The sequence below is a fragment of the Chryseobacterium nakagawai genome (assembly GCF_900637665.1).
GTDB lineage: Bacteria > Bacteroidota > Bacteroidia > Flavobacteriales > Weeksellaceae > Chryseobacterium > Chryseobacterium nakagawai.
The window spans coordinates 418,030-440,937 of the sequence record NZ_LR134386.1 but is presented as its reverse complement, the minus strand read 5'-3'; the positions used below and the strand labels follow the sequence as shown (position 1 = coordinate 440,937).

20 protein-coding genes are annotated in these 22,908 nt (G+C 35.2%); 11 read left to right on the top strand and 9 right to left on the bottom strand.

What is annotated here, in order from left to right; translation table 11 throughout:
• Positions 1–6 precede the first annotated feature (6 nt).
• Entirely contained in the window at positions 7–2,967 is a 2,961-nt protein-coding gene (locus EL260_RS02050; RefSeq protein WP_123858630.1) for a SusC/RagA family TonB-linked outer membrane protein, read from the bottom strand.
• A gap of 372 nt (positions 2,968–3,339) precedes the next feature.
• The gene (locus EL260_RS02045; RefSeq protein WP_123858629.1) at positions 3,340–4,218 is read right to left on the bottom strand and encodes an AraC family transcriptional regulator; all 879 of its coding nucleotides are present in this window, start codon (positions 4,216–4,218) and stop codon (positions 3,340–3,342) included.
• A 254-nt stretch (positions 4,219–4,472) separates the two neighbouring features.
• Here EL260_RS02045 and EL260_RS02040 point away from each other — a divergent pair, with 254 nt between their 5' ends.
• The 5 genes from EL260_RS02040 (at position 4,473) to EL260_RS02020 (ending at position 9,617) form a co-directional block, all read left to right on the top strand.
• A complete protein-coding gene (locus EL260_RS02040; protein WP_068940661.1) occupies positions 4,473–4,889 on the top strand; it encodes an OsmC family protein in 417 nt (138 codons plus the stop codon).
• A gap of 118 nt (positions 4,890–5,007) precedes the next feature.
• Positions 5,008–5,613 carry a TetR/AcrR family transcriptional regulator gene (locus tag EL260_RS02035; protein ID WP_123858628.1) on the top strand — a complete coding sequence of 202 codons (606 nt, stop codon included), beginning with the start codon at positions 5,008–5,010 and terminating at the stop codon, positions 5,611–5,613.
• A gap of 10 nt (positions 5,614–5,623) precedes the next feature.
• Positions 5,624–6,892, top strand: a complete 1,269-nt coding sequence (locus tag EL260_RS02030; RefSeq protein ID WP_123858627.1) for an acetyl-CoA C-acetyltransferase — start codon at positions 5,624–5,626, stop codon at positions 6,890–6,892.
• Between the two features lie 191 nt (positions 6,893–7,083).
• Entirely contained in the window at positions 7,084–8,325 is a 1,242-nt protein-coding gene (fabF, locus tag EL260_RS02025) for a beta-ketoacyl-ACP synthase II (protein WP_123858626.1), read from the top strand.
• 167 nt (positions 8,326–8,492) lie between these two features.
• Positions 8,493–9,617, top strand: coding sequence for a TlpA family protein disulfide reductase (locus EL260_RS02020; RefSeq protein WP_123858625.1), 1,125 nt, complete (start codon positions 8,493–8,495; stop codon positions 9,615–9,617).
• A gap of 82 nt (positions 9,618–9,699) precedes the next feature.
• Here the strand turns inward: EL260_RS02020 and EL260_RS02015 are convergent, their stop codons facing one another.
• Genes EL260_RS02015 through EL260_RS02005 form a run of 3 tightly spaced genes read right to left on the bottom strand, consistent with a single transcriptional unit; the run spans position 9,700 to position 11,960 of the window.
• The gene (locus tag EL260_RS02015; protein WP_228445275.1) at positions 9,700–10,179 is read right to left on the bottom strand and encodes a cupin domain-containing protein; all 480 of its coding nucleotides are present in this window, start codon (positions 10,177–10,179) and stop codon (positions 9,700–9,702) included.
• 21 nt (positions 10,180–10,200) lie between these two features.
• Positions 10,201–10,620 carry a Dabb family protein gene (locus tag EL260_RS02010; RefSeq protein ID WP_123858624.1) on the bottom strand — a complete coding sequence of 140 codons (420 nt, stop codon included), beginning with the start codon at positions 10,618–10,620 and terminating at the stop codon, positions 10,201–10,203.
• An 11-nt stretch (positions 10,621–10,631) separates the two neighbouring features.
• Positions 10,632–11,960, bottom strand: a complete 1,329-nt coding sequence (locus EL260_RS02005) for a hypothetical protein (RefSeq protein WP_123858623.1) — start codon at positions 11,958–11,960, stop codon at positions 10,632–10,634.
• A 240-nt stretch (positions 11,961–12,200) separates the two neighbouring features.
• On the opposite strand from EL260_RS02005, the gene EL260_RS02000 reads away from it, so the two are divergent.
• Positions 12,201–12,887, top strand: a complete 687-nt coding sequence (locus EL260_RS02000; RefSeq protein WP_123858622.1) for a response regulator transcription factor — start codon at positions 12,201–12,203, stop codon at positions 12,885–12,887.
• Positions 12,884–14,263 (top strand): HAMP domain-containing sensor histidine kinase, encoded by a 1,380-nt coding sequence (locus EL260_RS01995; protein ID WP_123858621.1) that lies wholly within the window; start codon positions 12,884–12,886, stop codon positions 14,261–14,263. The genes EL260_RS02000 and EL260_RS01995 overlap by 4 nt, the downstream gene beginning before the upstream one ends.
• Positions 14,264–14,280: 17 nt before the next feature.
• Here EL260_RS01995 and EL260_RS01990 read toward each other — a convergent pair whose 3' ends face one another.
• Positions 14,281–15,039, bottom strand: a complete 759-nt coding sequence (locus tag EL260_RS01990) for a murein L,D-transpeptidase catalytic domain family protein (protein ID WP_123858620.1) — start codon at positions 15,037–15,039, stop codon at positions 14,281–14,283.
• Between the two features lie 129 nt (positions 15,040–15,168).
• Positions 15,169–15,696: a peptide-methionine (R)-S-oxide reductase MsrB gene (gene msrB / locus EL260_RS01985; RefSeq protein WP_123858619.1), complete on the bottom strand. Its 528-nt coding sequence runs from the start codon at positions 15,694–15,696 to the stop codon at positions 15,169–15,171.
• Between the two features lie 82 nt (positions 15,697–15,778).
• Between msrB and EL260_RS01980 the strand changes: the two genes are divergently transcribed.
• Positions 15,779–17,023 (top strand): DUF445 domain-containing protein, encoded by a 1,245-nt coding sequence (locus EL260_RS01980; RefSeq protein ID WP_123858618.1) that lies wholly within the window; start codon positions 15,779–15,781, stop codon positions 17,021–17,023.
• A gap of 16 nt (positions 17,024–17,039) precedes the next feature.
• Entirely contained in the window at positions 17,040–17,933 is an 894-nt protein-coding gene (locus EL260_RS01975; protein ID WP_123858617.1) for a hypothetical protein, read from the top strand.
• A gap of 169 nt (positions 17,934–18,102) precedes the next feature.
• On the opposite strand, the gene EL260_RS01970 is transcribed toward EL260_RS01975, so the two are convergent.
• Together EL260_RS01970 and EL260_RS01965 are read right to left on the bottom strand one after the other, a co-directional pair.
• Entirely contained in the window at positions 18,103–19,140 is a 1,038-nt protein-coding gene (locus tag EL260_RS01970) for a quinone-dependent dihydroorotate dehydrogenase (RefSeq protein ID WP_123858616.1), read from the bottom strand.
• Between the two features lie 132 nt (positions 19,141–19,272).
• Positions 19,273–19,992, bottom strand: coding sequence for a pseudouridine synthase (locus tag EL260_RS01965; RefSeq protein ID WP_123858615.1), 720 nt, complete (start codon positions 19,990–19,992; stop codon positions 19,273–19,275).
• Between the two features lie 344 nt (positions 19,993–20,336).
• On the opposite strand from EL260_RS01965, the gene EL260_RS01960 reads away from it, so the two are divergent.
• Together EL260_RS01960 and EL260_RS01955 are read left to right on the top strand one after the other, a co-directional pair.
• Positions 20,337–21,878: a glycine--tRNA ligase gene (locus EL260_RS01960; protein WP_123858614.1), complete on the top strand. Its 1,542-nt coding sequence runs from the start codon at positions 20,337–20,339 to the stop codon at positions 21,876–21,878.
• Positions 21,879–21,983: 105 nt separating this feature from the next.
• Positions 21,984–22,808, top strand: coding sequence for a hypothetical protein (locus tag EL260_RS01955; protein WP_123858613.1), 825 nt, complete (start codon positions 21,984–21,986; stop codon positions 22,806–22,808).
• Positions 22,809–22,908: the final 100 nt, after the last annotated feature.

The window sequence follows — 22,908 nt, the reverse complement described above, 5'->3', positions numbered from 1 at the left end:
CAATATTTAGAAGTTAGCTTTTAGTGATAATCCGATAGATCTGGTAATAGGTATACCAAAAGAATCTACTCCTACACCACCAGGTGTGTTTCCTGAAACCTGTTCAGGATCAAACGGTGCTTTTTTATAAAAGAAAAATAGGTTTGTTCCCACGATACTTACCGTTGCATTCTTTAGGTAGCTAGATTTGATATCAAAAGTATATCCTATAGATGCCTGGCGCAGCCTTACAGTGGTTGCACTATAGATATAGGCTTCATCAATTCCTGCTCCTTCCTGATTTGCTCCTACCGCTTTATAATAAGCTTTAGCATCCGTTAATCCAGTATAGGCAGTTCCTGCATTTGGTGTTCCTGGTGCATATACCGCATTCGGGATAGCTACTCCTCCTGCATCTCTGGCTGAAGCACTGTTCTGGCTTACCCCAAGTAAATCATTGGCTTTTTCTGTAAGAGAGAGAACCTGACCTCCAAATTTCCCATCAATAAGAAAAGAAATTCCCAGTTTTCCAATATTAAAAGAGTTATTAAATCCTAACATAAATTTAGGATTAGGATTCCCTAAATAACCAATCTGTTTATCTGCCATAGGTTTTCCATCAGCATCTACTAAAATTCGCCCCTGATCATCTCTCAAAAATTTAACCCCATAAATGTCTCCGAAAGATCCGCCCAACTTAAGTTTTGTATAAATACCACCACCCGTAAGTGCAAGAAGCTGATTTTCAAGACCACTGAGCCTAGAAGGGAACAATTCTACAATTTTATTTTTGTTTGCAGAACCATTTAAGTTAGCCGTCCATCCAAATTTTTCTGAATCAAATATTTTATAGGATAGAGAAGCTTCAAAACCTGTATTTTGTATTTTTCCGGCATTTATATAATAGGAACCGGATGGTAAACCTCCTAAGTTAGAGTCAATATTAAGAGGCAAAAGCTGGTTGGAAGCATTTGAATTATAATAGGTGATATCAAAACTTAAACGGTTTTTAAACAATCTTAGTTCAGTTCCAGCTTCAAAAGTCTTATTAAGTTCTGGTTTTACAAATAATTCCTTGTAAGCAGGATTTGTTACAAGTGAATATTTAGGTTTTACAATTTGACCGGCATCAACATTGTATCCATAAACACTATTATATGGAATCATAGCCGTTGTCAAATTTGCGGGCAGTCCTAATCCTACTGTAGCATAGGACCCTCTTATTTTCCAAAAGCTAATGGCTTCAGGAAGTTTAAAGATTGAAGATAATACAGCGTTAGCACCCACAGATTCATAATCATATCCACTGGTTCCTGTATAAGCCAAAGTGGAATCCCAGTCATTTCTAAAAGTCATATCCACAAAGAACATATTCTTATACCCCAAAGATGCACTTGCAAAAACCGACTGTATTTGTTTTTTGGTACTATAGCTTATATTATGAAAACCATCTCCTACTCCTCTATCTACATTCCACTGCAGATTACTAAGCGTAAACAAATTCGGAATTGCCAAATAAGCATTATCAATTTCAGTTACTGTATTTCTTGAGGTATTGATACTTCCACCCACTGTAAAGTCTAATGAAATGTCTTCACTTAATTTTGGACTCCCTACTAATAAAACATCACCATAAGTAGAAGAGTTTTCGTATTTGTTTTGAAGAAATCTTCCATTTTCTCCGTTGCTCGTTATCAGAATTGGATCTGAGTAGGCAGAAACACCTCTTTGGCTATCTGTAATATTCCAGCTATAATTCCCTCTTACTCTTGCTGATAACCACGGATTGATTTGATATGCTAATGATATAGCGCTATATGTATTTTTATTGTTAACGGTAACTTTATCTCTGTTTAATATCCAGTAAGGGTTTTGTGTTGCAGGATTTCCATTGAATTTTCCGTCTGGTCCTATTGCCCACCAATTTTGTCCAGGCAATAATCTCGATTTGTCTATATAGTAGTAGTTACTATTATTATATTGATCAAAATCTACTCCTCTCGGTAACCAGTATAAACTCACTAACGGTGAAAAAGAAACACCAGGAGTCTGTCTATTGATGCTGTTTTGTAAAGAGCCAATAAAATTAGCATCCAGAGTTAACTTATCATTCAGGTATTTACTGGAATTTCTAAAAGAAACGTTGTACTGATCGAAATAAGAAGAAGGAACAATTCCTTTATTTGTGGTATTCCCTATTGAGAAATAATTTGTTGATTTTTCGGTTCCTGACTGAAAAGAAAGGCTATTAACCCATGTAGTACCAGTTTGTAGAAAATCTTTTAGATAATCCTTAGAAGCTCCTTTTGCTCCCCAGCTTTCATTGGAAACACCAGGAGTTTGTCCAGAGACTGAAGGATCATAAGATAGATAACTATGTTGTAATTTAGGAAGACTATAGGCTTGATCTACTGTAAAACTAGTGTTATAACTTATAGAACTTTTACCTGCTTTTCCTTTTTTAGTGGTAATCAGAATTACACCATTCCCTCCAATAGAACCATAAAGAGCAGAAGCGGAAGCACCTTTTAAGAAGTTGATACTTTCAATATCATCTGGATTGATGGAGCTTAATACATCTCCTGCATCCGGCATTGTAGAGTATTGGCTCGCCTCTGCAGATTTTCCAACGCTGTTAATAATGGGAATACCATCTATTACATATAAAGGTTGACTGCTATTAGCAGATTTATTTCCTCTCATTAAAACCCTAACCGAACTTCCTACACCGTTAGTTCTATTGATCTGTACATTGGAAACTTTTCCGCTGATTGAGTTTAAAAAATTAGGAGTTTTCACTTCTGTAAGCTCATCTCCGCCAATCTGCTGACTGGAATAAGTAAGAGCGCGAGCCTGCCTTTTAACCCCCAAAGAGGTAACTACGACCTCCTGGATATCGGTTGTCTTCGTAGTGTCGGCCGCTTTTTTTTCCTGTGCAGTGGCAGAAAGGGAAAAAACAAATAGAACCGGTATAACTGCTTTTCTCATAAGGTTTAGATTAGTTAGATTTAATTGAGAATCAGTGTCATTACTTTATATTTTAATACCTAAAATTTTATTATTTTTTTAGCAATATTTTGCTGTTTATGTATTAAATTATTTAAAGTTTTGTTAAGATTTAATTCACATTAACAAATCTAAATTTTGTAATCAGTCCGATATAATACTATTTTATCATAAAACGATATTATTTTTTCAGTCGATTAATTTAAAAACAGATAACAATCTAATTAACAGAAAATTAAACCCAAATTGAAACAATCAAAAAAAAGGAATTATTTCTTATTTTTTAACATTCAATATGAAAGTATACTGGGAAATATAGAACTCAATGAGTAAAGCAAAAATAGAAGGAGAACGTTATTCAATTTTTTTAACTCCTTTAAACTGTTCTCTGAATTCAGTAGGAGTCGTCTTTTTAATTGATTTAAAGACTTTATTAAAGTTCGCGATATTATTGAACCCAGCTTCGAAAGCAATTTCAAACACAGTAAGATTTTTTTCCATCAGCCAGCGGGCAGCATAGCTTATTCTGATTTCATTAAGATAATTGATAAACGTTTTACCCGTTCTTTTTTTAATGAATCTGTTGAATGTTACGTTACTCATATTAACCAATGAAGCTACCGTATCCAATGTTATTTTATTCTCAAAATTCTTATGAACAAAATCGTGGATAACTTTCATTTTATCATTATCATCAAAAGTCTCAAGCTCAATACTGTAAGAAGACAAAAGCGTTTTATCTTCTGCAATGGCTAACTCGTTGAGAATTTTCATAATTTCTATGAAAGATTCAAAACTGTTCATTTTGGATAGATTGAGAAACGAATCTTTTAGTTTTTCAGCAGTTTCCGTAGAAAATAAAATTCCTCTGATCGAATCCTTAATCAGATGATTAATTGGTTTCAGAATATTTTTTTGCATCAATGCCTGATTAAAAAAATCCTGATTAAACTGTATGGTAATTTCGTGAGTTTTCTTGTTCTTACATTTATAATTGGCCCAACAATGTGGTAAATTCGGTCCTACTAAAACCAATTCAATATCTCCGATCTCCCCTGTATGGTCCCCAATCATTCTGCGATATCCTTTTCCTTTGTACACAAAATTAATTTCAATCTCCGGATGATAATGATAGGGGAAATCAAATGAAGCCTTGATCCTGTCAAACACCAGAAAACTGTCTTCAGGAGATAGTGGAGTTATTTCTCTAAGAATATTTTCTAGTCCGTTCATGCAGCCAATTTAGAAAAAAGGTTAAATATCGTTCGCAGTACAAATCTTTGTAAAAATGATAAAATAATATCAATGTAAAAACATATTAATCGTTTTTTTTACCTCATTTTGGTATGTATATCAGAATAAAATCAAGCTTCTGTAATTTAATCTCCTTCAAGCATTGCTTTTTTGTATCTTTATACAGAACAATTTTCATCAGGTAAATATATTTTCACATCAATATCAATTAATATTAATCAAAACCTAACAGTATGAGACGTAACGCAACAGCCGTTTGGAACGGCACCATTAAAGAAGGAAAAGGCCATATCACTACACAAAGCACTACTTTAAACCAAACACAATATTCTTTTAGCAGCCGCTTTGAGGATGGTGTAGGAACCAATCCTGAAGAGTTATTGGCTGCTGCCCATGCAGGATGTTTTACGATGAAATTAAGTGCTGAACTTTCTCAAGCGGGTTATACTCCTGAAGAACTAACCACCAAATCAGTCATCACGCTTGATCCAAGCATTGGAAAAATTACCAAATCTGAATTGACCCTTACCGCAAAAGTTCCCGGAATTTCTGAGGAAGAATTTCAGAAATATGCAAAGATTGCAGAAGAAGGTTGTCCTGTAAGTGCAGCATTTAACTTTGAAATTACCCTGAATGCCACGCTAGCTTAAAAAGCTCATCTATTAATACAATAAGTCTGAGTTCTTATATGTTCTCAGACTTCATTTTAAAATAAAATATACCACTTGGTATATTTTTGTATATTTGCATCATAATTAAGTGTTTAAAATGTCAAAAGCGGAAAAGACAAAACAATTTATCATTGAGAAAACGGCTACTTTGTTCAATACCAAAGGCTATAGTGCTACGTCTTTATCAGATATCACCCAGGTAACCGGACTCACCAAAGGGAGCATTTATGGAAACTTTGAAAACAAAGATCAGGTAGCTATTGAAGTGTATAAATATAATGCAGGACTGCTAAGTAAGGTAATGAACCATTCACTTGGAGATCAATACTCAACCTCAACCGATAAACTTCATGCTTTTGTATCTTTCTACAGGAAAAACTGGCGTTCTGTATTTTCAAACGGAGGTTGTCCTCTAATGAATGCCGCAACGGAAGCTGATGATTCCTTCCCTGCACTTAAAGAATATGTTCAGAAATCATTTACCCTATGGACGGAGAAAATATCTGCAGTGATCACTCAGGGACAAAAAAACAGTGAATTGAAAGCTTCAATAAATGCTGATAAATATGCGTCTTTGTTTATCATGCTTATTGAAGGGGGAATCTTACTTTCAAAAACCATGGATGATGAACGATTCCTGAACCAGGCTCTGGATAAGGTAAAAGATATGATAGATCATGAACTCACAATTATTCCATCATAAATTGCATACTATGGAAACAAAAAAAGTGGCTATTGTAGGATACAACAGAATCCCATTTGCCAGAATGAATACCGCCTATTCGGAAAAAGGTAATCAGGAGCTTTTACTGGCTGCTCTGAATGGTTTGATAGACCGTTATCACTTACAGGGTAAATTACTTGGAGAAGTAGCTGGTGGTGCAGTTATCAAACATATCTCTGAAAGCAATCTCATCAGAGAAACGGTAATGAATACATCATTGAACCCTGCCACTCCTGCCTGCGATCTTCAACAGGCTTGTGATACAGGAATTGAAGCGGCTATCTATATCGGAAATAAAATTGCTCTTGGACAAATAGAAAGTGGTATTGCCTGTGGTGTAGAAGCCATGAGTAATATTCCTTTTGAATCTTCTCCCCGATTGAGAAAAGCTCTTTTAAAAGCAAATAAAGAAAAATCTGCATTTGGAAAAATAAAACAGTTATTAAGTCCAAAGCTAAAAGACTGGATGCCCATCCCTTACAAGGGCCAGGAACCGAAGACAGGTTTGGTAATGGGAGAACATACTGAAATAACAGCAAAATATTATAAAATTCCAAGGGAAGATCAGGATGAATTGGCTTTGAAAAGTCATCAGAATATGGCCAAAGCTTATGATGAGGGATTCTTCGATGATATGATTACCCCTGCCTATGGCTTGGAGAAAGATAATAATCTACGTCGTGATACCAGCCTTGAAAAACTATCCCAATTAAAACCAGCTTTTGATAAGCAAAACGGAACTTTAACAGCAGGAAATTCTACTCCTTTTACAGATGGAGCTTCTTCTGTTTTATTAGCTAGTGAAGAATGGGCTAAAGCTAATAATCTTCCTATTTTAGCTTATATTACATTTTCAGAGCTTGCTGGGATAGAATATGTTGAAAACAAACAGAATTTGTTATTGGCTCCTGTTTTCGCAGCAGAAAGAATGCTAAAAAAAGCAGGAATGAATTTAGAAGACTTCGACTATTACGAAATTCATGAAGCCTTTGCTGCTCAAGTGCTGGCCACCCTCAAAATTTGGGAAAATGATGATCTGGCTCAACAGTTCGGACTAGAAAAAGCCCTTGGAAAGATAGACAGAAGTAAACTCAATGTAAAAGGCGGAAGTCTTGCAGCCGCTCATCCTTTTGCAGCAACAGGCGGAAGAATAATAGCCACCTTAGCCAAACTCCTGAATGAAAAAGGAAGCGGAAAAGGTTTTATTTCCATTTGTGCTGCCCGCGGACAAGGGGTAACAATGATCTTAGAAAAGTAGTTTCCAGCTATTTTTATTAAAAAAACATTCATTATGCTATAAATAATACACCTGTTTATTCGTCTGCAGCGAAAGAAAAATGATAATATTGCAAACGGAAAACAGAATGATAAAGAAAAGCAGTGAAATGAAGCATGGGTAAAAACACTTTACCTCATGAAAATCTAATCAGTTTTAAATAATCAACCAATATGAAAAGAGTTGTCATTACAGGATTGGGCGCAGTGACACCCTTGGGAAATAATGTCGAAGATTTTTGGCAGAACAGTATTAACGGAGCTAGCGGAGCAGGGTTAATCACTCATTTCGATTCAGAAAAATTTAAAGTACACTTTGCTTGTGAGGTAAAAGGTTTTGATCCGAAGCTACATCTTACTCACAACGAAATCAAAAGAAGTGATCTTTTTACACAATATGCAATGTATGCTTCAGCAGAGGCAATACAGGATTCCGGCTTAGACCTTGAAAAAATGGATCCTTTCGATTCAGGAGTAATCTGGGGAACAGGACAGGGCGGAATGTGGACTTTTGAAAAGGAAGTAATGGATTTTGCACAGGGTGATGGAACTCCTCGTTTTAATCCGTTCTTTGTCCCTAAATTTATTGCCAATATGGCTTCAGGGATGATTTCCATGAAATACGGACTTCAGGGGATCAATTATACAACCGTTTCTGCCTGTGCAACAGGAAATACAGCATTGATGGATGCCTTCAATTACATCCGTCTCGGGAAAGCTAAAGTAATCATCAGTGGAGGTTCTGAAGCTGCTATTACTCCCGCTTCAATAGGAGGGTTCTCTATTATGAAGGCCATGTCTACAAGAAACGATGACTTTGCTACAGCCAGCCGTCCTTATGATGCAGAAAGAGATGGCTTTGTAATGGGTGAAGGCGCAGGAGCATTGGTTCTTGAAGAATACGAACATGCAGTGGCTAGAGGAGCAAAAATCTATGCAGAATTAGCAGGTGCAGCCATGACGGCAGATGCATATCACATGACAGCACCTCATCCTGAAGGGGTTGGAGCCATCAAGGCAATGCATTTAGCCATAAAAGAAGCAGGTGCTAATATAGAGGACATTGATTATATTAATCCACATGCTACTTCTACTCCATTAGGAGATCTGGTTGAATTAAAAGCCATTAATAATGCTTTTAAAGGAAGTAAAAATCTTGATATCAGTGCAACGAAGTCAATGACCGGGCACCTATTAGGTGCTGCCGGAGCTGTTGAAGCCATCCTTTCTATTAAGGCTATTCAGAATGGTATTATTCCACCAACCATCAATCTTCACAGCATTGATGAGAGCATTCCGAAAGATATTAATATTGTTTTCGGAGAGGCTAAGGAAAAAGAGATCAATTTTGCATTGAGCAATGCTTTTGGCTTTGGAGGACACAATGCTACTTTAGTTTTTAAGAAGTTTTCTTAATTTTTAAAATAACATTCTGAGAGTTTTTTCAATCGGAAATTGAACAATACATTCTTATTGAGTCCGAAGGACAAAATACAAGAAAATATTTATAATCCCTGTGTTTTTAAAGCACAGGGATTTTTGTGTATAATTTTTTTGTAAGTTAGTTTCGTACAAATTATTTTATGAAGAAATTTCACTATGTATTACTAATTCTCATTTCAAATTTTATTTATTCTCAGAATAATTTTGAAATTGATTTCAGTTCAAATTCATATATTAATGACAGTCTCATGTTCGGAGCTCCGATGACAAGAAATGGATTTGGAGATCTTTATACATTTAAAATACAAACGAACCAAAATATTTCTGATTTTGGGAAAAAGTTCAAGACAGATCATTCAATTTATTATTTTAAAATTCAAAAGAAAAATATTGTCAATGGTTTTATAGAATATCCTCAGCCTGTAGCCTTTAGTTATATAAGAAAAAAAGGTGAGGGAGTTTATAATACAAAAATATTTTTCTTAGAAAAAGGAATATATAAAATTGATTTACCTCAAAATATTAATAATCTGGAGCTAAATATAGATTCTCCAACCAATAAAGAATATAAAGATTTACAAAAAACATTGGAACAGTTTTATATCAAATCCAAAGGTTCCCATCAACGCGACAGTTTGATAAACATGGAGAAAAAACAGCAGTTTTTAGGGGAATATATAAGGAAAAATCCCAATTCGTATGTTGCATTATGGGAAATTGTGAATGATTATACTCTTGAAAATTACCACCCTGCTTACTTGAAAAACTTGAATTTATTTTCAGCAAAATTTAAACAAAATAAATTATACAAAGGTGTTGAAGCTCGTTTAAAAGCAGAACAGTCTACCTCTATTGGGCAAAAAATACCTGATATTTATTTTGACCAGGAAAATAAGTTGACTTCTGAAGACTTTAAGAAATATAAATTAACGTTTATTGACTATTGGTCAACTACTTGCGCCCCGTGCATAAAAAGTATGCCCGAAGTTGTGAAACTCTATCATGAATATAAAGGCCAAAATGTAAATTTCATTACGATTACCGACGAGCAAAAACTCAATAGAATGGAGGTTGCAAAGAATATTCTAAAGAAAAACAATGCCAGTTGGGTTAATTTCTTTGATACAAACAAAGACTTCCAAAAGAAGGTAAACGCTACAAGCTATCCTCTTCATTTTATCATTGACGAAAACGGAAAAATAATTGCCCGAATCAGCAATAGCATTGAGGAAGCCAGAACCGTTATCAAAGAATATTTACAATAAATTCTTTAAAATAAAAAAGCAGCCAATTGGCTGCTTCATAACATAACGAATCTATATACTCTATAAAGAGTTGTATTAAAAGTTACTGACCATCACGTACAAAAAAGTCATCAGCATTTTCAGCAATTGGGATATATAATCTTTCCCATTCTTTACTTTTCACCATATCCCAGCTATGTCCTGTTCCTTTTAGGTCTTCAGCAAGAAGTACTACCCCAGGTTTAATCATAAAAGTAGAGCCATCTGTTACTTTAAATCTGATATTTCCTTTGATAGTAATAACATATTGCCTTCTTGGAGCAGGATGGGCATTTTTTTCCCATTCTTCAGTCTTGTTACTCATCCAGAAAGTAGTTGTATTCATGTGTTTCAGCGTCGGAATCTTTCCTTTTTCGAAAGAACATGAGCCATCCGGATTATTAATTAATCTTATGGCAGGAATAAATTCTGTAGATGCTTCCGTGGTTACGCTCACATTTTTATGATTTTTATGTTGTCCATTCATAAATCCTACGGTGCTTAATGCTAAAACAAGGCTAAGCCCTTTACCTATTTTTTTCATTATAAATTTAAATTTTATTTTTTAATTATATACAGTATCGTGAACTAACATTCTCTCAAAGAATGGTTTATATTTTTGTACCAATGCAAGATGCTCAGGAAGCTGGCCATAAGCTTCCAGTTCTTCCAGACTATCAAATTCCATAGATGCATTGTAGGTAAATGTATTATCTAAAACATTTCTAGGACTTGAGGCTGCCGGTTTTCCATAGCGGAGGTTTTTCTGATAAGGAAGTTTTTTAAGGCCTTCAAAAAAATTTTCAAACTCTTTGATCTCTGGATCTGAAAGATCTTTTCTTAGCCAGAATAATAAATAATGGAAGTACATTTTTTTCTTTTTTATAGGATTAAACATGGGTAAAGCAGATGCCAGCATATTTCCGGAAATAAGTAACAGAGCCGAAGCCTGTACAGAGCGGAATAAAAATTTTCTTCTTTCCATAGTCACATATTTTAATTAAAATCAATTCTGTATTTAAGGACAAACTGCCATTTTCTATCTGAAACAACCGCATTATTTGAAGGATCATTAGTGTAGACCGGTCTATTCTGAGCGTCAAAGGTTAATCTCGAAGACATTCCATTCATCAGCAATGATATTCCTGCATCATAGACTACAGCATTATCATGAAACCCTTTTAAATCGGACAACTGTACTCCAACAGCAGGTTGAAGCTGAAGGTTTTTCTTTTCTTTATCTAAATAAGGAAGGGTTCCTCCTAATTGTACATAATACGTATTTCCTGTTCCTATAACCGGCATTGCATTTCCTGCACCATTTAGACTTGCTTGTGTAACATCTACCGAAGTTGCGGGATTATTCGTCCCTACATAACGGATATAATTAGGACCATAGTCATTATGCATTGCCATTCCGTAAGCACTTATTGAGGTTCCTTTTTCTTTATTTAAAGGAGCATCATAAAATAAGTCTACCGCAAAGCTCTTCATATCATCATTGACTGTATTTTTAGCAGCATCTTGATGCCATAAGGCATTGTGAATGTAATCAAAACCTGCTCCTAAGCTTAAGACATTCTTTTTCCCCACATAGGTACCTGAATTAAATGGCGTTGAAATATTTTCTTTATCTAAAAAAGCATATCTGAAATACCCTGAGAAATCTTTTCCTGGAGAATTCTTACTAAAGGTGGCCACATTAAATTTAGGATCTGAAGTTGCCATAGTATAAGGATCAGCAACAACCAATCGATAATCAAATTTTCCCAGCTGACCTTTCACATATGCACTCAGCTCACGTACCGTATAATCGGTAGCTCCTGCATTAGCTGTTGCATAAGCCGGTAAATCATACAGCAACGTATTCAAAGGGCCTGTTGTAAATCTTGAAAGACCTCTCCAGGTAGAACGCCCAGCCCCGAAAGCGATTTTATCACTGAAAGAATACTCTGCATAAGCATCCAATAAATCAAAATAATTACTTCCTTTTGCGTTGACATTGATATTGGTAGTTCCTCCTTGTAGAACAAACATTAATTTTTCAGTAGGCTTGTACGTCATTTTTACCCGAACTCTACGAAGAGAAAGGTCAGAAACATCCGTTTTTGCTTCGTTATTGATAAGGCTTCCGGGGTTAAGCTGAGCATATCTTGCCCATAATTCTGCATAACCACTCAGGGAGATATACCGGGAATGTTCATCATTAAAATAATGAGTCAATCCCGGGTTATTAAAGTCATTTTTTTTCTGAGCTTCTAATTTTCCCGTAATTCCCAACAGGACAAATAAAGCGATTCCGGTTCTGAAAGATCTTGTCTTCATATTTTTCTGTTCTAATCTTTTTTGTTGATTTCAACGGGACAAAATTAGATCGGGAAGGCCTACACCGTTATTAGAAATCTATTAGAAACCTTTTAGAAAACTATTAAAAGAGTTAATCTGCTACCATAAAAAGAAAATAAGAAATACCTTTGCAAAGGGCTTTAGGAAAGCTGGAAATCAATATTTTAAAAACAAAATACTGAACTGAAAATCAGCCTTCAACACTTTTAATATTTCCTTATGAGAATTTTAATAATAGAAGATAATTCACGGGTTTCAAGTCTGTTAAAGCGAGGGTTAGAAAGCCAGGGCTATCAGGTATATATTTCTGAAGATGCAGAAGATGCTATTGCGCTGCTTGGTAAATTAACTTTTGATTTGGCTATTACAGATATTATGCTTCCCAAAATGAACGGCATAGACTTGTGTAAATTCATTAAACAGAAATATACTGACCTCCCAATTATCATGCTTACAGCATTGGGAACCATTGATGAGAAGGTAGAAGGATTTGATGCCGGTGCCGATGATTATATGGTAAAACCATTTGAAATAAGAGAGCTTTTTGTAAGAATAAAGGCTATTCTCCAAAGAAGTTCAAACAAAGCCAAAGAAACTTACCTTATTGATCTGGAATATCATGATCTTAAGATTAATCGAAAAATAAACCGTGTCTTCAGAAATAATGAAGAAATAGAACTTACTCCAAAAGAATTCAAACTCCTGGTTTTTCTTGTAAGTAATGCGGAACGAATTCTTACCCGTGAAGAAATTGCGGATAATGTCTGGGGAAATCATTTTGATACAGGAACCAACTATATTGATGTATACATTGCCTATTTACGTAAAAAAATAGATAAGAATTTTGACACTAAACTCATTCACACCAAACCGGGCGTAGGATTTATTTTCGCTTCACAATTATGAAAATAGCCACCAGAACAGCATTAATTTACGCCATTCTTACGGCAGGCATTCTCTTTATGTTTGCTTATGTGCTCTATGTGGTCTCTGAAAAAAACAGAGAAGATGAGTTTAATGATCGTTTAGGATATAAAGTCATCTGGCGCTCCGAATTTATTTTTGATGTCCGAATCAGTGATGAAAAGATCCGTGAACTGCATCAAAGAAACCAGAGATTGTTGAATGAGGCTGATATCAGCGTTTACAACAGCAAAAAAGACCTGACATTTACTGATATCCCGCCTTTAAAAAGCAATGAAAAATATCTCGATAAAATCATTAAATCCAACAAAAACAGAATATTCTGGCAACAGGATGATCGCCAGTATATCGCCATTAAATTCAAATCGGCTGGAGAAGATTATTATATCATCGGAAGTGCAGTAGATGTAACCGGGAATGCCCATATCGCCGAGTTTAAGAAAGATATTATTATTATTTATATCAGTTCGGTTATTGTTATTTTCATTATCGGGTTTCTTTTTTCCTATTATACTTTGAAGCCTCTGAAAGATATCATTCTTCAAATCCGGGATATTTCAGAACATAATCTCAACCAGCGTCTGGATGTTCCGAAAGCCAAAGATGAAATTTACGAGCTTACCGAAACTTTTAACTCTACTTTTAACAGGCTAGAAAAATCATTTAACAATCATAAACAATTTGTGACGACCATTTCTCATGAATTCCGTACACCACTTTCTACCCTGATTGCAGAACTCGAACTTGCAAAAGAACTGAATGTAACATTGGATGATTATAAACTTTCTATTGACAATGCTCTTCAGGACGCTAATGATGCTTCAGAGCTTTCATCAGCGCTTTTAGATTTTGCGAGAGCCAGTTATGATGTTTCACAGATCAGCTTTACCAATATTCGTTTAGATGAAATTTTAGCAGAGGCAAAGCTGGCACTGATCAAAAAAAACATCCACTATAAAATCGGAATCAACTATATAAGTAATGATGAAGAGGAAAGCAATTATGATGGGTATGGCAACCCTTATTTACTGCAAGTAGCCTTTTCAAATCTTATGGAAAATGCTTGTAAATATTCCAATGATAAAAGCTGTAGGGTAGAAATTGAAGCCCATACCTCATCGATAAAAATCCGTTTTGTAGATCAAGGTGTAGGAATGTCTGAACAGGATCTCACAAAAATATTTGAACTGTTTTACAGAGGTTCCAATAAAAACTTTGAAAAAGGAAACGGAATTGGGCTATCTATCGTAAAAAGAATTGTAGAAATTCATGAAGGAAACCTTTATGTAGATTCTGAGGTCTCTCAGGGAAGTACATTCACTATAGAATTTTCATCTAAAAATAAAAAAGCAGTCTGATCAGACTGCTTTTCCGTTTATGCTTTTAACCATTCCGAAGAGGAAAGATAATTCTGATCAGGATAGTAGATGAATAATAGATTTCTTCCTTTTATCGTATTGATCATTGATTGTGAGAGTTCTCTGGGAACAGCAGGACATCCCCAGCTTCTTCCGATTCTTTTATGTACCGCTGCAAATGCATCACTTACATAATCTGCACCATGCATTACAATTGCTCTTCTGTACGCAGCATCATTGAATCCTTTATCCATTCCTAATAATCTCAATGAATATCCATTATCTCCCTGATACGTTGCATCTGTGATATAAAATCCCATGCTGCTCTGTCGCGAACTTTCCGTGTTAGAAAAATTCGTGGCAAATTCTTCGCCTGTATTTTTACCGTGGGCAACCAATGAGTTGAATACTACTTTTTTGTCATTAAGATCAATGACCCAAAGTCTTTTGGTATTAGAAGACATAGAAAAATCGCAGATAGTCAATAAATGCGACTCATCAGTAAGCAATCCTGCTTTCTTTAGGTTTTCAAATCCTGTTAATGCTTTAGAAAAAACTTCATAGTTCAGTTCATGCTCAGGGTCAAATTCAATGGATTGGTAGAGTGCTTCTGAAGAAGATACTGCCGTAGTAGTATTTTTCTCAGATTTCGTGTCAGTTATTCTTTCTGTCTTTGTTATGTTGACGTTTTCATTCTTCACCACCGCTTTCGGAGAAATGTAGAATGAAGTCGTCACCATGTAAACAAGGCCTATTACGCCATAAAATCCTTTCATTCAATAATATATTAGTACCAAATTAGTGGGGCAAAATTATAAAAACATCGCTATCAGCCACTTATAAGTCTACAAAGTTTAACTGAATTTAAGAAACTTTAACGTCCTGATTCTGTGAAATAAAGCCCGTTATTTTTGAGAATCTCCAACAAATTCCAGGCTAACGGAATTCATGCAATACCTCAATCCTGTAGGCTTTGGACCGTCATCAAACACATGTCCCAAATGAGAATCACACCTTTTGCAAAGTACTTCTACCCTATCCATTCCATACGCCTGATCTCTTTTGTAGTATACACCTTCTTTATCTGCTTCAAAGAAACTTGGCCACCCACAGCTGCTTGAAAACTTTGATGTGGAACGGAACAAATGATTCCCACAAACCGCACAATAATAATCTCCTAACTCATCAAAATCATTATATTTTCCGGTAAAAGCTCTTTCTGTAGCCGCTTCTCTTGCTATTGCATAAAGATCCGGAGCCAGAACTTTCTTCCATTCTTCATTTGAAATAGTCAATTTCGTAGTATCGGTTCTTGAGTAATATGGATTGTTTTTTGCTTCTTTATTTTCCATAGAAGTGATTTTAATAGGTTGCTGTTTCTGCCTACATCCCTGCAGAACAATTAATATGATGGTTGAAATTAAAAATTTCATCGTAAATTTTAACTTTTAAAGTTTAATAAAAGCTTTATTAACATTGAATGGTTTCATAACCAAATTTAGTAAATTTGAGAATATGAATGACGAAGCAAAAAGAAAACAGCTTAGAAAATATAAGGCATTTGCTACAGGGCTATTTGTTCTGATGGCTCTTATTTTCATTGTAACCACCATTATGCAGAAGTCCAGTTCTTCTCATTGGATTGGCTATGTACGTGCTTTTGCAGAAGCTGCCATGGTAGGAGCCTTAGCGGACTGGTTTGCCGTAACGGCATTATTCCGCCATCCATTGGGGCTTCCAATTCCTCATACCAATCTGATTGAAAACAGTAAGCAAAAATTAGGAGACAATCTGGGAAGCTTTGTCGTTAGTAATTTTCTTTCCCCTCAAAATATCCGGCCCTACATTCAAAAGATAAAGGTTTCCGGCTTTGCAGGCGAATGGCTTGCCAAAGAAAAGAATCAGGATATTCTGATCCGAAACCTGTCAGATATTATTCTTGATATCCTCAATAAGCTTGACGATTCTACTGTGAGTCAGTTCATCAGTAAAAAGGTATCAGAAATGACAGATGATATCAAACTTAACAAAGTGGTAGGAAATGGTATTCATTATATCCTGGAAAAAAATGACCATCAGAGAATTATTACCAATCTTTCCAAACAGATCAAGGAATACATTATTCAAAATGATGAAATGATTAAAGACCGGGTAAAGAAAGGAAGTTACACTTTCATCCCCTCTTTTGTTGATAATAAAATTGCAGATAAGATTGCAGATGGGCTGTCTGATTTTTTCAAAGAAATAGAAGAAGATCCGGAACATGAAGTAAGAACTTTAATTACTCAAAAAATTCATGAATTTTCCGTTGATCTTAAAGAAGATCCTAAATGGGAGGAGGAATTTAAAACCATTAAAGATGGATTGCTTAAAAATGATAAGCTTGATGAGTATTCCAATGATATTTGGGTCTCTATCAAAAAAACACTGATGAAAGAGCTGCAGGAAGACCATTCTGCCTTGAAAAATTATCTTTCCAAAAACCTGAATGAGTTTTCTAAAAATTTAAAAACCGATGAAAATCTTCAGAATAAAATCGATCATTGGGTTCGGGTAACGGCCTATAAATATATTTTGAAAAACACGCATCAATTCGGAAACCTCATCAGTACTACTGTGGGCAATTGGAAGGGTAAGGAATTGAGCGAAAAAATGGAACTGGAAGTAGGAAAAGATCTTCAGTTCATCCGTGTTAATGGAACCTTGGTAGGAGGTCTGGTGGGACTTATCATTTATACCATTGCCCATTTCTTTATTTAAAAACGGTAATACAACCATGAAAAAACTTCTTATTGTTCTTTTACTTTCCTTTTTCCTTCCGGGTAAAAGCCAAAAAGTAGAATTAAAAACCGTCACAGATTCTTCTCAAATCTTTAAGGGAGAAATTGCAGGTGCTCCCATTACACTGGAGCTTCATTATGACGGCATTCCGGATTGCAATTTATACCAGCATTTTGTGGAGGGTTGGTATTACTACGATAAATACCAGAAGAAAATTCCTCTAACAGGACTTTATGATTATGGTAAGCTGTCATTGTATAATTTTGGTCCTAAGCACAAACAGATTTCCAACCAGTTTAAAGAAAAAATCAACTCGCCACAGGACGTTGAAAAAACAGCTGAAATTGTCAAAAATTTCACTCCCAAAGAAACGATCTTATTTGGGCAGGATCAAACTCAGAAAAATCCTATTTCAGGAAGTTTTTATTTGGATAATAAAGATAAAGTTCAGTCTGCTAAATTATTCACCGGCAATGATATGATCTATCGTTACAATAATTATCTAATCTTACCTAACCATAAAAGAATCAATACATTTGATATCATCAATCAATATGGAGGGAATGAACTGATTTCCTACATTTCCGGAGAAAAAGGGAACCGGGTTTTACTGTATTTTGAACATTCATCCAACCTTAATGCTTGTGGAAGATGCGGAGCCAGCGAGGGTGAAAAAGGCTATCGGGTTCTTTATTTTACCAAAGACTGGAATTATAAAAGATATGAAGAATTCCTTACTGAAAGCTGTCTGGAAAATATCTATGACACCATCAAAATAAAATCAAAGGATGACAAAACGATAATGTATAAAATCGGAAAATCGAATTCTTCTCCAGCTTATAGACTAACTGTTGATATTAAAAATGCTGCTGTAACAAAGTCAAAATAAAAAGGATTCTATCTAACATCATATTTTTCCTTGCCGTGAATGCAAGAATTTTTTTATTTATGCATTTAGAAAATAAAGGTTCTTATATGAATTTATAGCAGATAGCATTAATGAAAATTTGTGTATCCGTAGCGAAAACAAAAAAAGAGACCAGATGGTCTCTCTATATTTATCTTGGCAATCTGCTTGCTCTTTTTAAAATTTCTTTGTTAATTTCATTAATCAATTGTGGTCCTTCATAAATAAATCCGGTATATAACTGAACCAGGCTTGCCCCAGCATCTAATTTTTCAATCGCATCTTTTGCAGAGTGAATTCCTCCTACTCCAATGATCGGAAATGCCCTATTACTTTTATCCGAAAGATATTTGATCATTTTAGTACTTCTCTCACGAATCGGTTTTCCGCTTAATCCTCCGTTTCCGATCTGTTCTAAAACTTCTGGAGAGGTCTTCAATCCTTCTCTGTTGACAGAAGTATTGGAAACAATCACACCATCTATTTTAGTTTCTGCAATAAGATCTATAATTTCATCCAATTGTACATCATTAAGATCCGGAGCAATTTTAAGTAATATAGGTTTCTGTACGGATTTTGACTGATTGATTTTCTTTACCTCCGTAATCAGTTCACGCAGATATTCCACATCTTCCAGCTTCGCATGGCTTCCAACATTCGGACAGCTCACATTGAGTACAAAATAATCTACATGCGGATGAAGACCTTCAAAACAATCCAGGTAATCCTGTGTATAGTTTTCAGGTTTTGTATCTGTATTTTTTCCGATGTTTCCACCGATGATTATTTTTCCTTTATTGGATTTCAGTTTTTCAATCGCAGCCTGTAACCCATCATTGTTGAATCCCATTCTATTGATAATTCCACCATCTTCAATCAAACGGAATAATCTTTTCTTAGGATTTCCTGCCTGAGCTCTTGGGGTAACTGTTCCAATTTCTACAAACCCGAAACCTAAGTCTCCCAATTCGTTGAACAAGACGGCATTTTTATCAAAACCGGCAGCCAGTCCTACAGGATTTTTAAATTTCAATCCGAAAACTTCTCTTTCCAGACGTTTGTCTTCAATAGGTTTGGGGAAAAATAATTTAGTAAGAAATCCAAAATTCTTAAGCATCGAAAAAGTAAAGTGATGTACTTCTTCAGGATCAAATTTGAAAAGAATCGGACGAATGAGCGATTTGTACATTGAAAAAAAGTTTTACAAAATTACTCATTTTAAAATTAATGGCAGATTAACCTATGATATTTTATCAAAATGTTTGATATACAGCATCTATAGTAGAAAATTAAATTAATCAAAAAAGATCCTTGTCAAGGATTAGTCTTCCTCTTTGGTTGTTGATTGAGAATACGCAGTTAAATCAAAATTAAGAAGATTCCCTACTCTTTTAAACTCTTCATCTACTGTAGCATTCAGTATCATTTTTTCGTTGGTGATAGGATGATTGAAAATTAATTGATGGGCGTGAAGGGTCATTTTGTTGATACCAAATGTTTGAAGCCACAGTTTATTCTGTTTATTACATCCGTGTTTGCGACAACCCAAAATTGGGTGTAGGATATGTTTAAAATGTTTTCTCAATTGATGAAATCTTCCCGTTTCAGGAATGGCTTCTACTAAACAATATCTCGAAGTCTGATGTTTTAAAAAAGGCAAATCAATTTCTGTTTTTTGCAAAAGATGATAATAAGTAATCGCGTTTTGCTTGACTTCATTTTCATTAACCAAGTCGTAATCGATGGTTTCTTCTTCTTTGGCCCAGCCTCGTAAAATGGCAATATACTTTTTTTCCACTTCTCTGGTTGCAAAACGATCGCTCATGATTCTAAGCGTTTCTTTATCTAAGGTAAACAATAAAACTCCAGAAGTTTTGCGGTCTAAACGATGCACAGGATACACTTTTTGTCCAATCTGCTTTCGTAATTCCTGAATAGCATAGGTATCTGCTTCACCTGCATAGAAGGATTTGTGAACCAATAATCCACTGGGCTTATTGATGGCAATAATATGCTCGTCGCGATAAAGAATTTCTAACATGGGGCAAAAGTAGAAATTTTCTACTGATTCTTGTTTCAGAGAGAAGCTTTAAAAATGTAAGAGGCTATTCTTATTCTAACCCTAACAGGTTTTTGAAACCTGTTAGGGTTGTAGAGGCGCAGCAGTCAATAGCCCTGATTGAGCGGTATGTTTGAGCTCTTTTCTTAGTTTCGGCGGCGGCAAAGCCGCCGCCGAAACTAAGAAAAAGCGAGTAGCAAAAGCAGGTTCCCGGCTCCTAAAAAACAAAAAAAGACCTATTTCAAGTATTATTATACCTTTTTTTATTGAATTTCATGATTTTGGAATCCAAATTCATATTTTTGCACATCAGACGTAAAAAAATTATGGCAAAGCAAGAAGATGTTTTCAAGAAAGTAATTTCTCACGCTAAAGAATATGGATTTATTTTCCCTTCAAGTGAGATCTATGATGGTTTATCCGCTGTTTATGACTATGGACAGAATGGAGCTGAACTTAAAAATAATATCAAACAATACTGGTGGAAAGCTATGGTACAGCTTAACGAAAATATTGTGGGTATTGATTCGGCGATCCTTATGCACCCAACGACATGGAAGGCATCAGGCCACGTAGACGCTTTCAACGATCCATTGATTGACAATAAGGATTCTAAGAAACGTTTCAGAGCAGACGTTTTGGTGGAAGACTACTGTGCTAAAATTGAAGATAAAGAGAATAAAGAAATCGAAAAAGCAGCGAAGAGATTCGGAGAAGCTTTCGATAAAGACCAGTTTGTAGCTACGAATCCAAAAATTCTGGAATACAGAGCGAAAAGAGAGGCTATTCTTTCAAGATTGGCAAAATCTTTAGAAAATGAAGATCTTGCTGATGTAAAAGCATTAATTGAAGAACTTGAAATTGCTGATCCTGATACAGGTTCTAAAAACTGGACAGAGGTGAGACAGTTCAACTTAATGTTTGGAACTAAACTTGGTGCTTCTGCAGACAGTGCTATGGATCTTTACTTAAGACCGGAAACGGCACAAGGTATTTTTGTGAACTATTTAAATGTTCAGAAAACTTCACGTCATAGATTACCTTTCGGTATTGCACAGATTGGTAAAGCTTTCAGAAACGAGATTGTTGCAAGACAGTTTATCTTCAGAATGCGTGAATTCGAACAAATGGAAATGCAATTCTTCGTAGCTCCGGGTACAGAACTTGAATTCTATGAGCAATGGAAACAAAAGCGTCTGAACTGGCACTTAGCTTTAGGATTAGGTACTGATAATTACAGATTCCATGATCACGAGAAATTAGCTCACTACGCCAATGCAGCAGCTGATATTGAATTCAATTTCCCATTTGGTTTCAAAGAATTGGAAGGAATTCACTCAAGAACGGATTTTGACCTTAAGGCTCACGAAAAATTCTCCGGAAGAAAACTTCAGTTCTTCGATCCTGAAAGAAACGAAAACTATGTTCCTTATGTAGTAGAAACTTCTGTAGGTTTAGACAGGTTATTCCTTTCTATTTTCTCTCACTGTTTAAAAGACGAAGTATTGGAAGATGGTTCAGAAAGAACAGTTTTATCTTTACCTCCGGCTTTAGCACCCATTAAAGCGGCTATTCTTCCTTTAATGAAGAAAGATGGTTTAGCAGAATATGCAGAAAAGATCTTCAACGACCTGAAATACGATTTCAACTTATTCTACGAAGAAAAAGATGCCATCGGAAAACGTTACAGAAGACAGGATGCGATCGGTACTCCTTATTGTATTACGGTAGACCATGATTCATTAACGGATCATACGGTAACCATCAGAGACAGGGATACGATGCAACAGGAAAGAGTTCCGGTTTCAGAATTGAGAAGAATCATTGATGAGAAGACCAACTTCAGAAATCTACTTTCTAAAATATAATGTAAAAGCCCTGAATTATCAGGGCTTTTTCCTTTTCAAAAAATATTCATATCCGTATTGGGAAAATGATTATTTTTGAAGCAATTAAAAAAACTAATTATACCTATGAAGAAATTAATTATTTCATCACTTGTTTTGGCAGTAATGGCCAGCTGCAGTTCATCAAATGATGACAGTACAGATAACAACAATAATAATCAATCTACTCCTTATCTTCTAAAGAAATCAACCGAGATCACTCAGGACGGCGAGTCTTTTACTATAGAGTATAAATACAACGGAACAAGAATAGTTGAAGCTTTTGATGTTGCAGATAATGAAAAGACATTATATACGTATGATGGCGATTATATCATAAAAACGGAAGTATACTCCAAGACTGGCGCACTACAAATTATGAGAGAATTTTCTTATGCCAATGGAAAACTGGTTTCTGAAAAAGTAACGGATAAACATCAGCCTGGAACATTGGTTTACACCGAAACACTTCAATATCTGAGCGACAGCCATGTAAAACATAAAGCTCTTCAAACCTATCTCTATAATCCAACGACCGGAACTTACTCAGATATTAAGTATCAAGACAAAGATATTTATCTGGATGCTAATGGAAACCTGCTTTCAATCACTTACTCGAACAACGGAACAACCTTCAGTACTACATTTTCTTATGACGGCAATAACCATCCTATGAAAAATGTAAAAGGGTATATAAAAATGGATCTATTCTCTCTTTCAGATGGGGAATTAGGCTACAATAACCTGGTAAAAGCAGACGGAAATTATGCAGGGGCATCGAACGGAACTACCAAGACCAGTGCTGTTCATACTCTTAATACCGCTAATTACCCTACTAAATCGGTAATGACCTATACAAGCTCTGCTTTTGGAACTAATAAACATACTTACCTTTACGAGTATAACAAGTAATTGTTTACTTTATTAAAATACTGAGCTCTGATTTTTCAGGGCTCTTTATTTTCTTTAGCAAATAGTACTATAATTTATTATTTTAGTTCAAAATTCAACC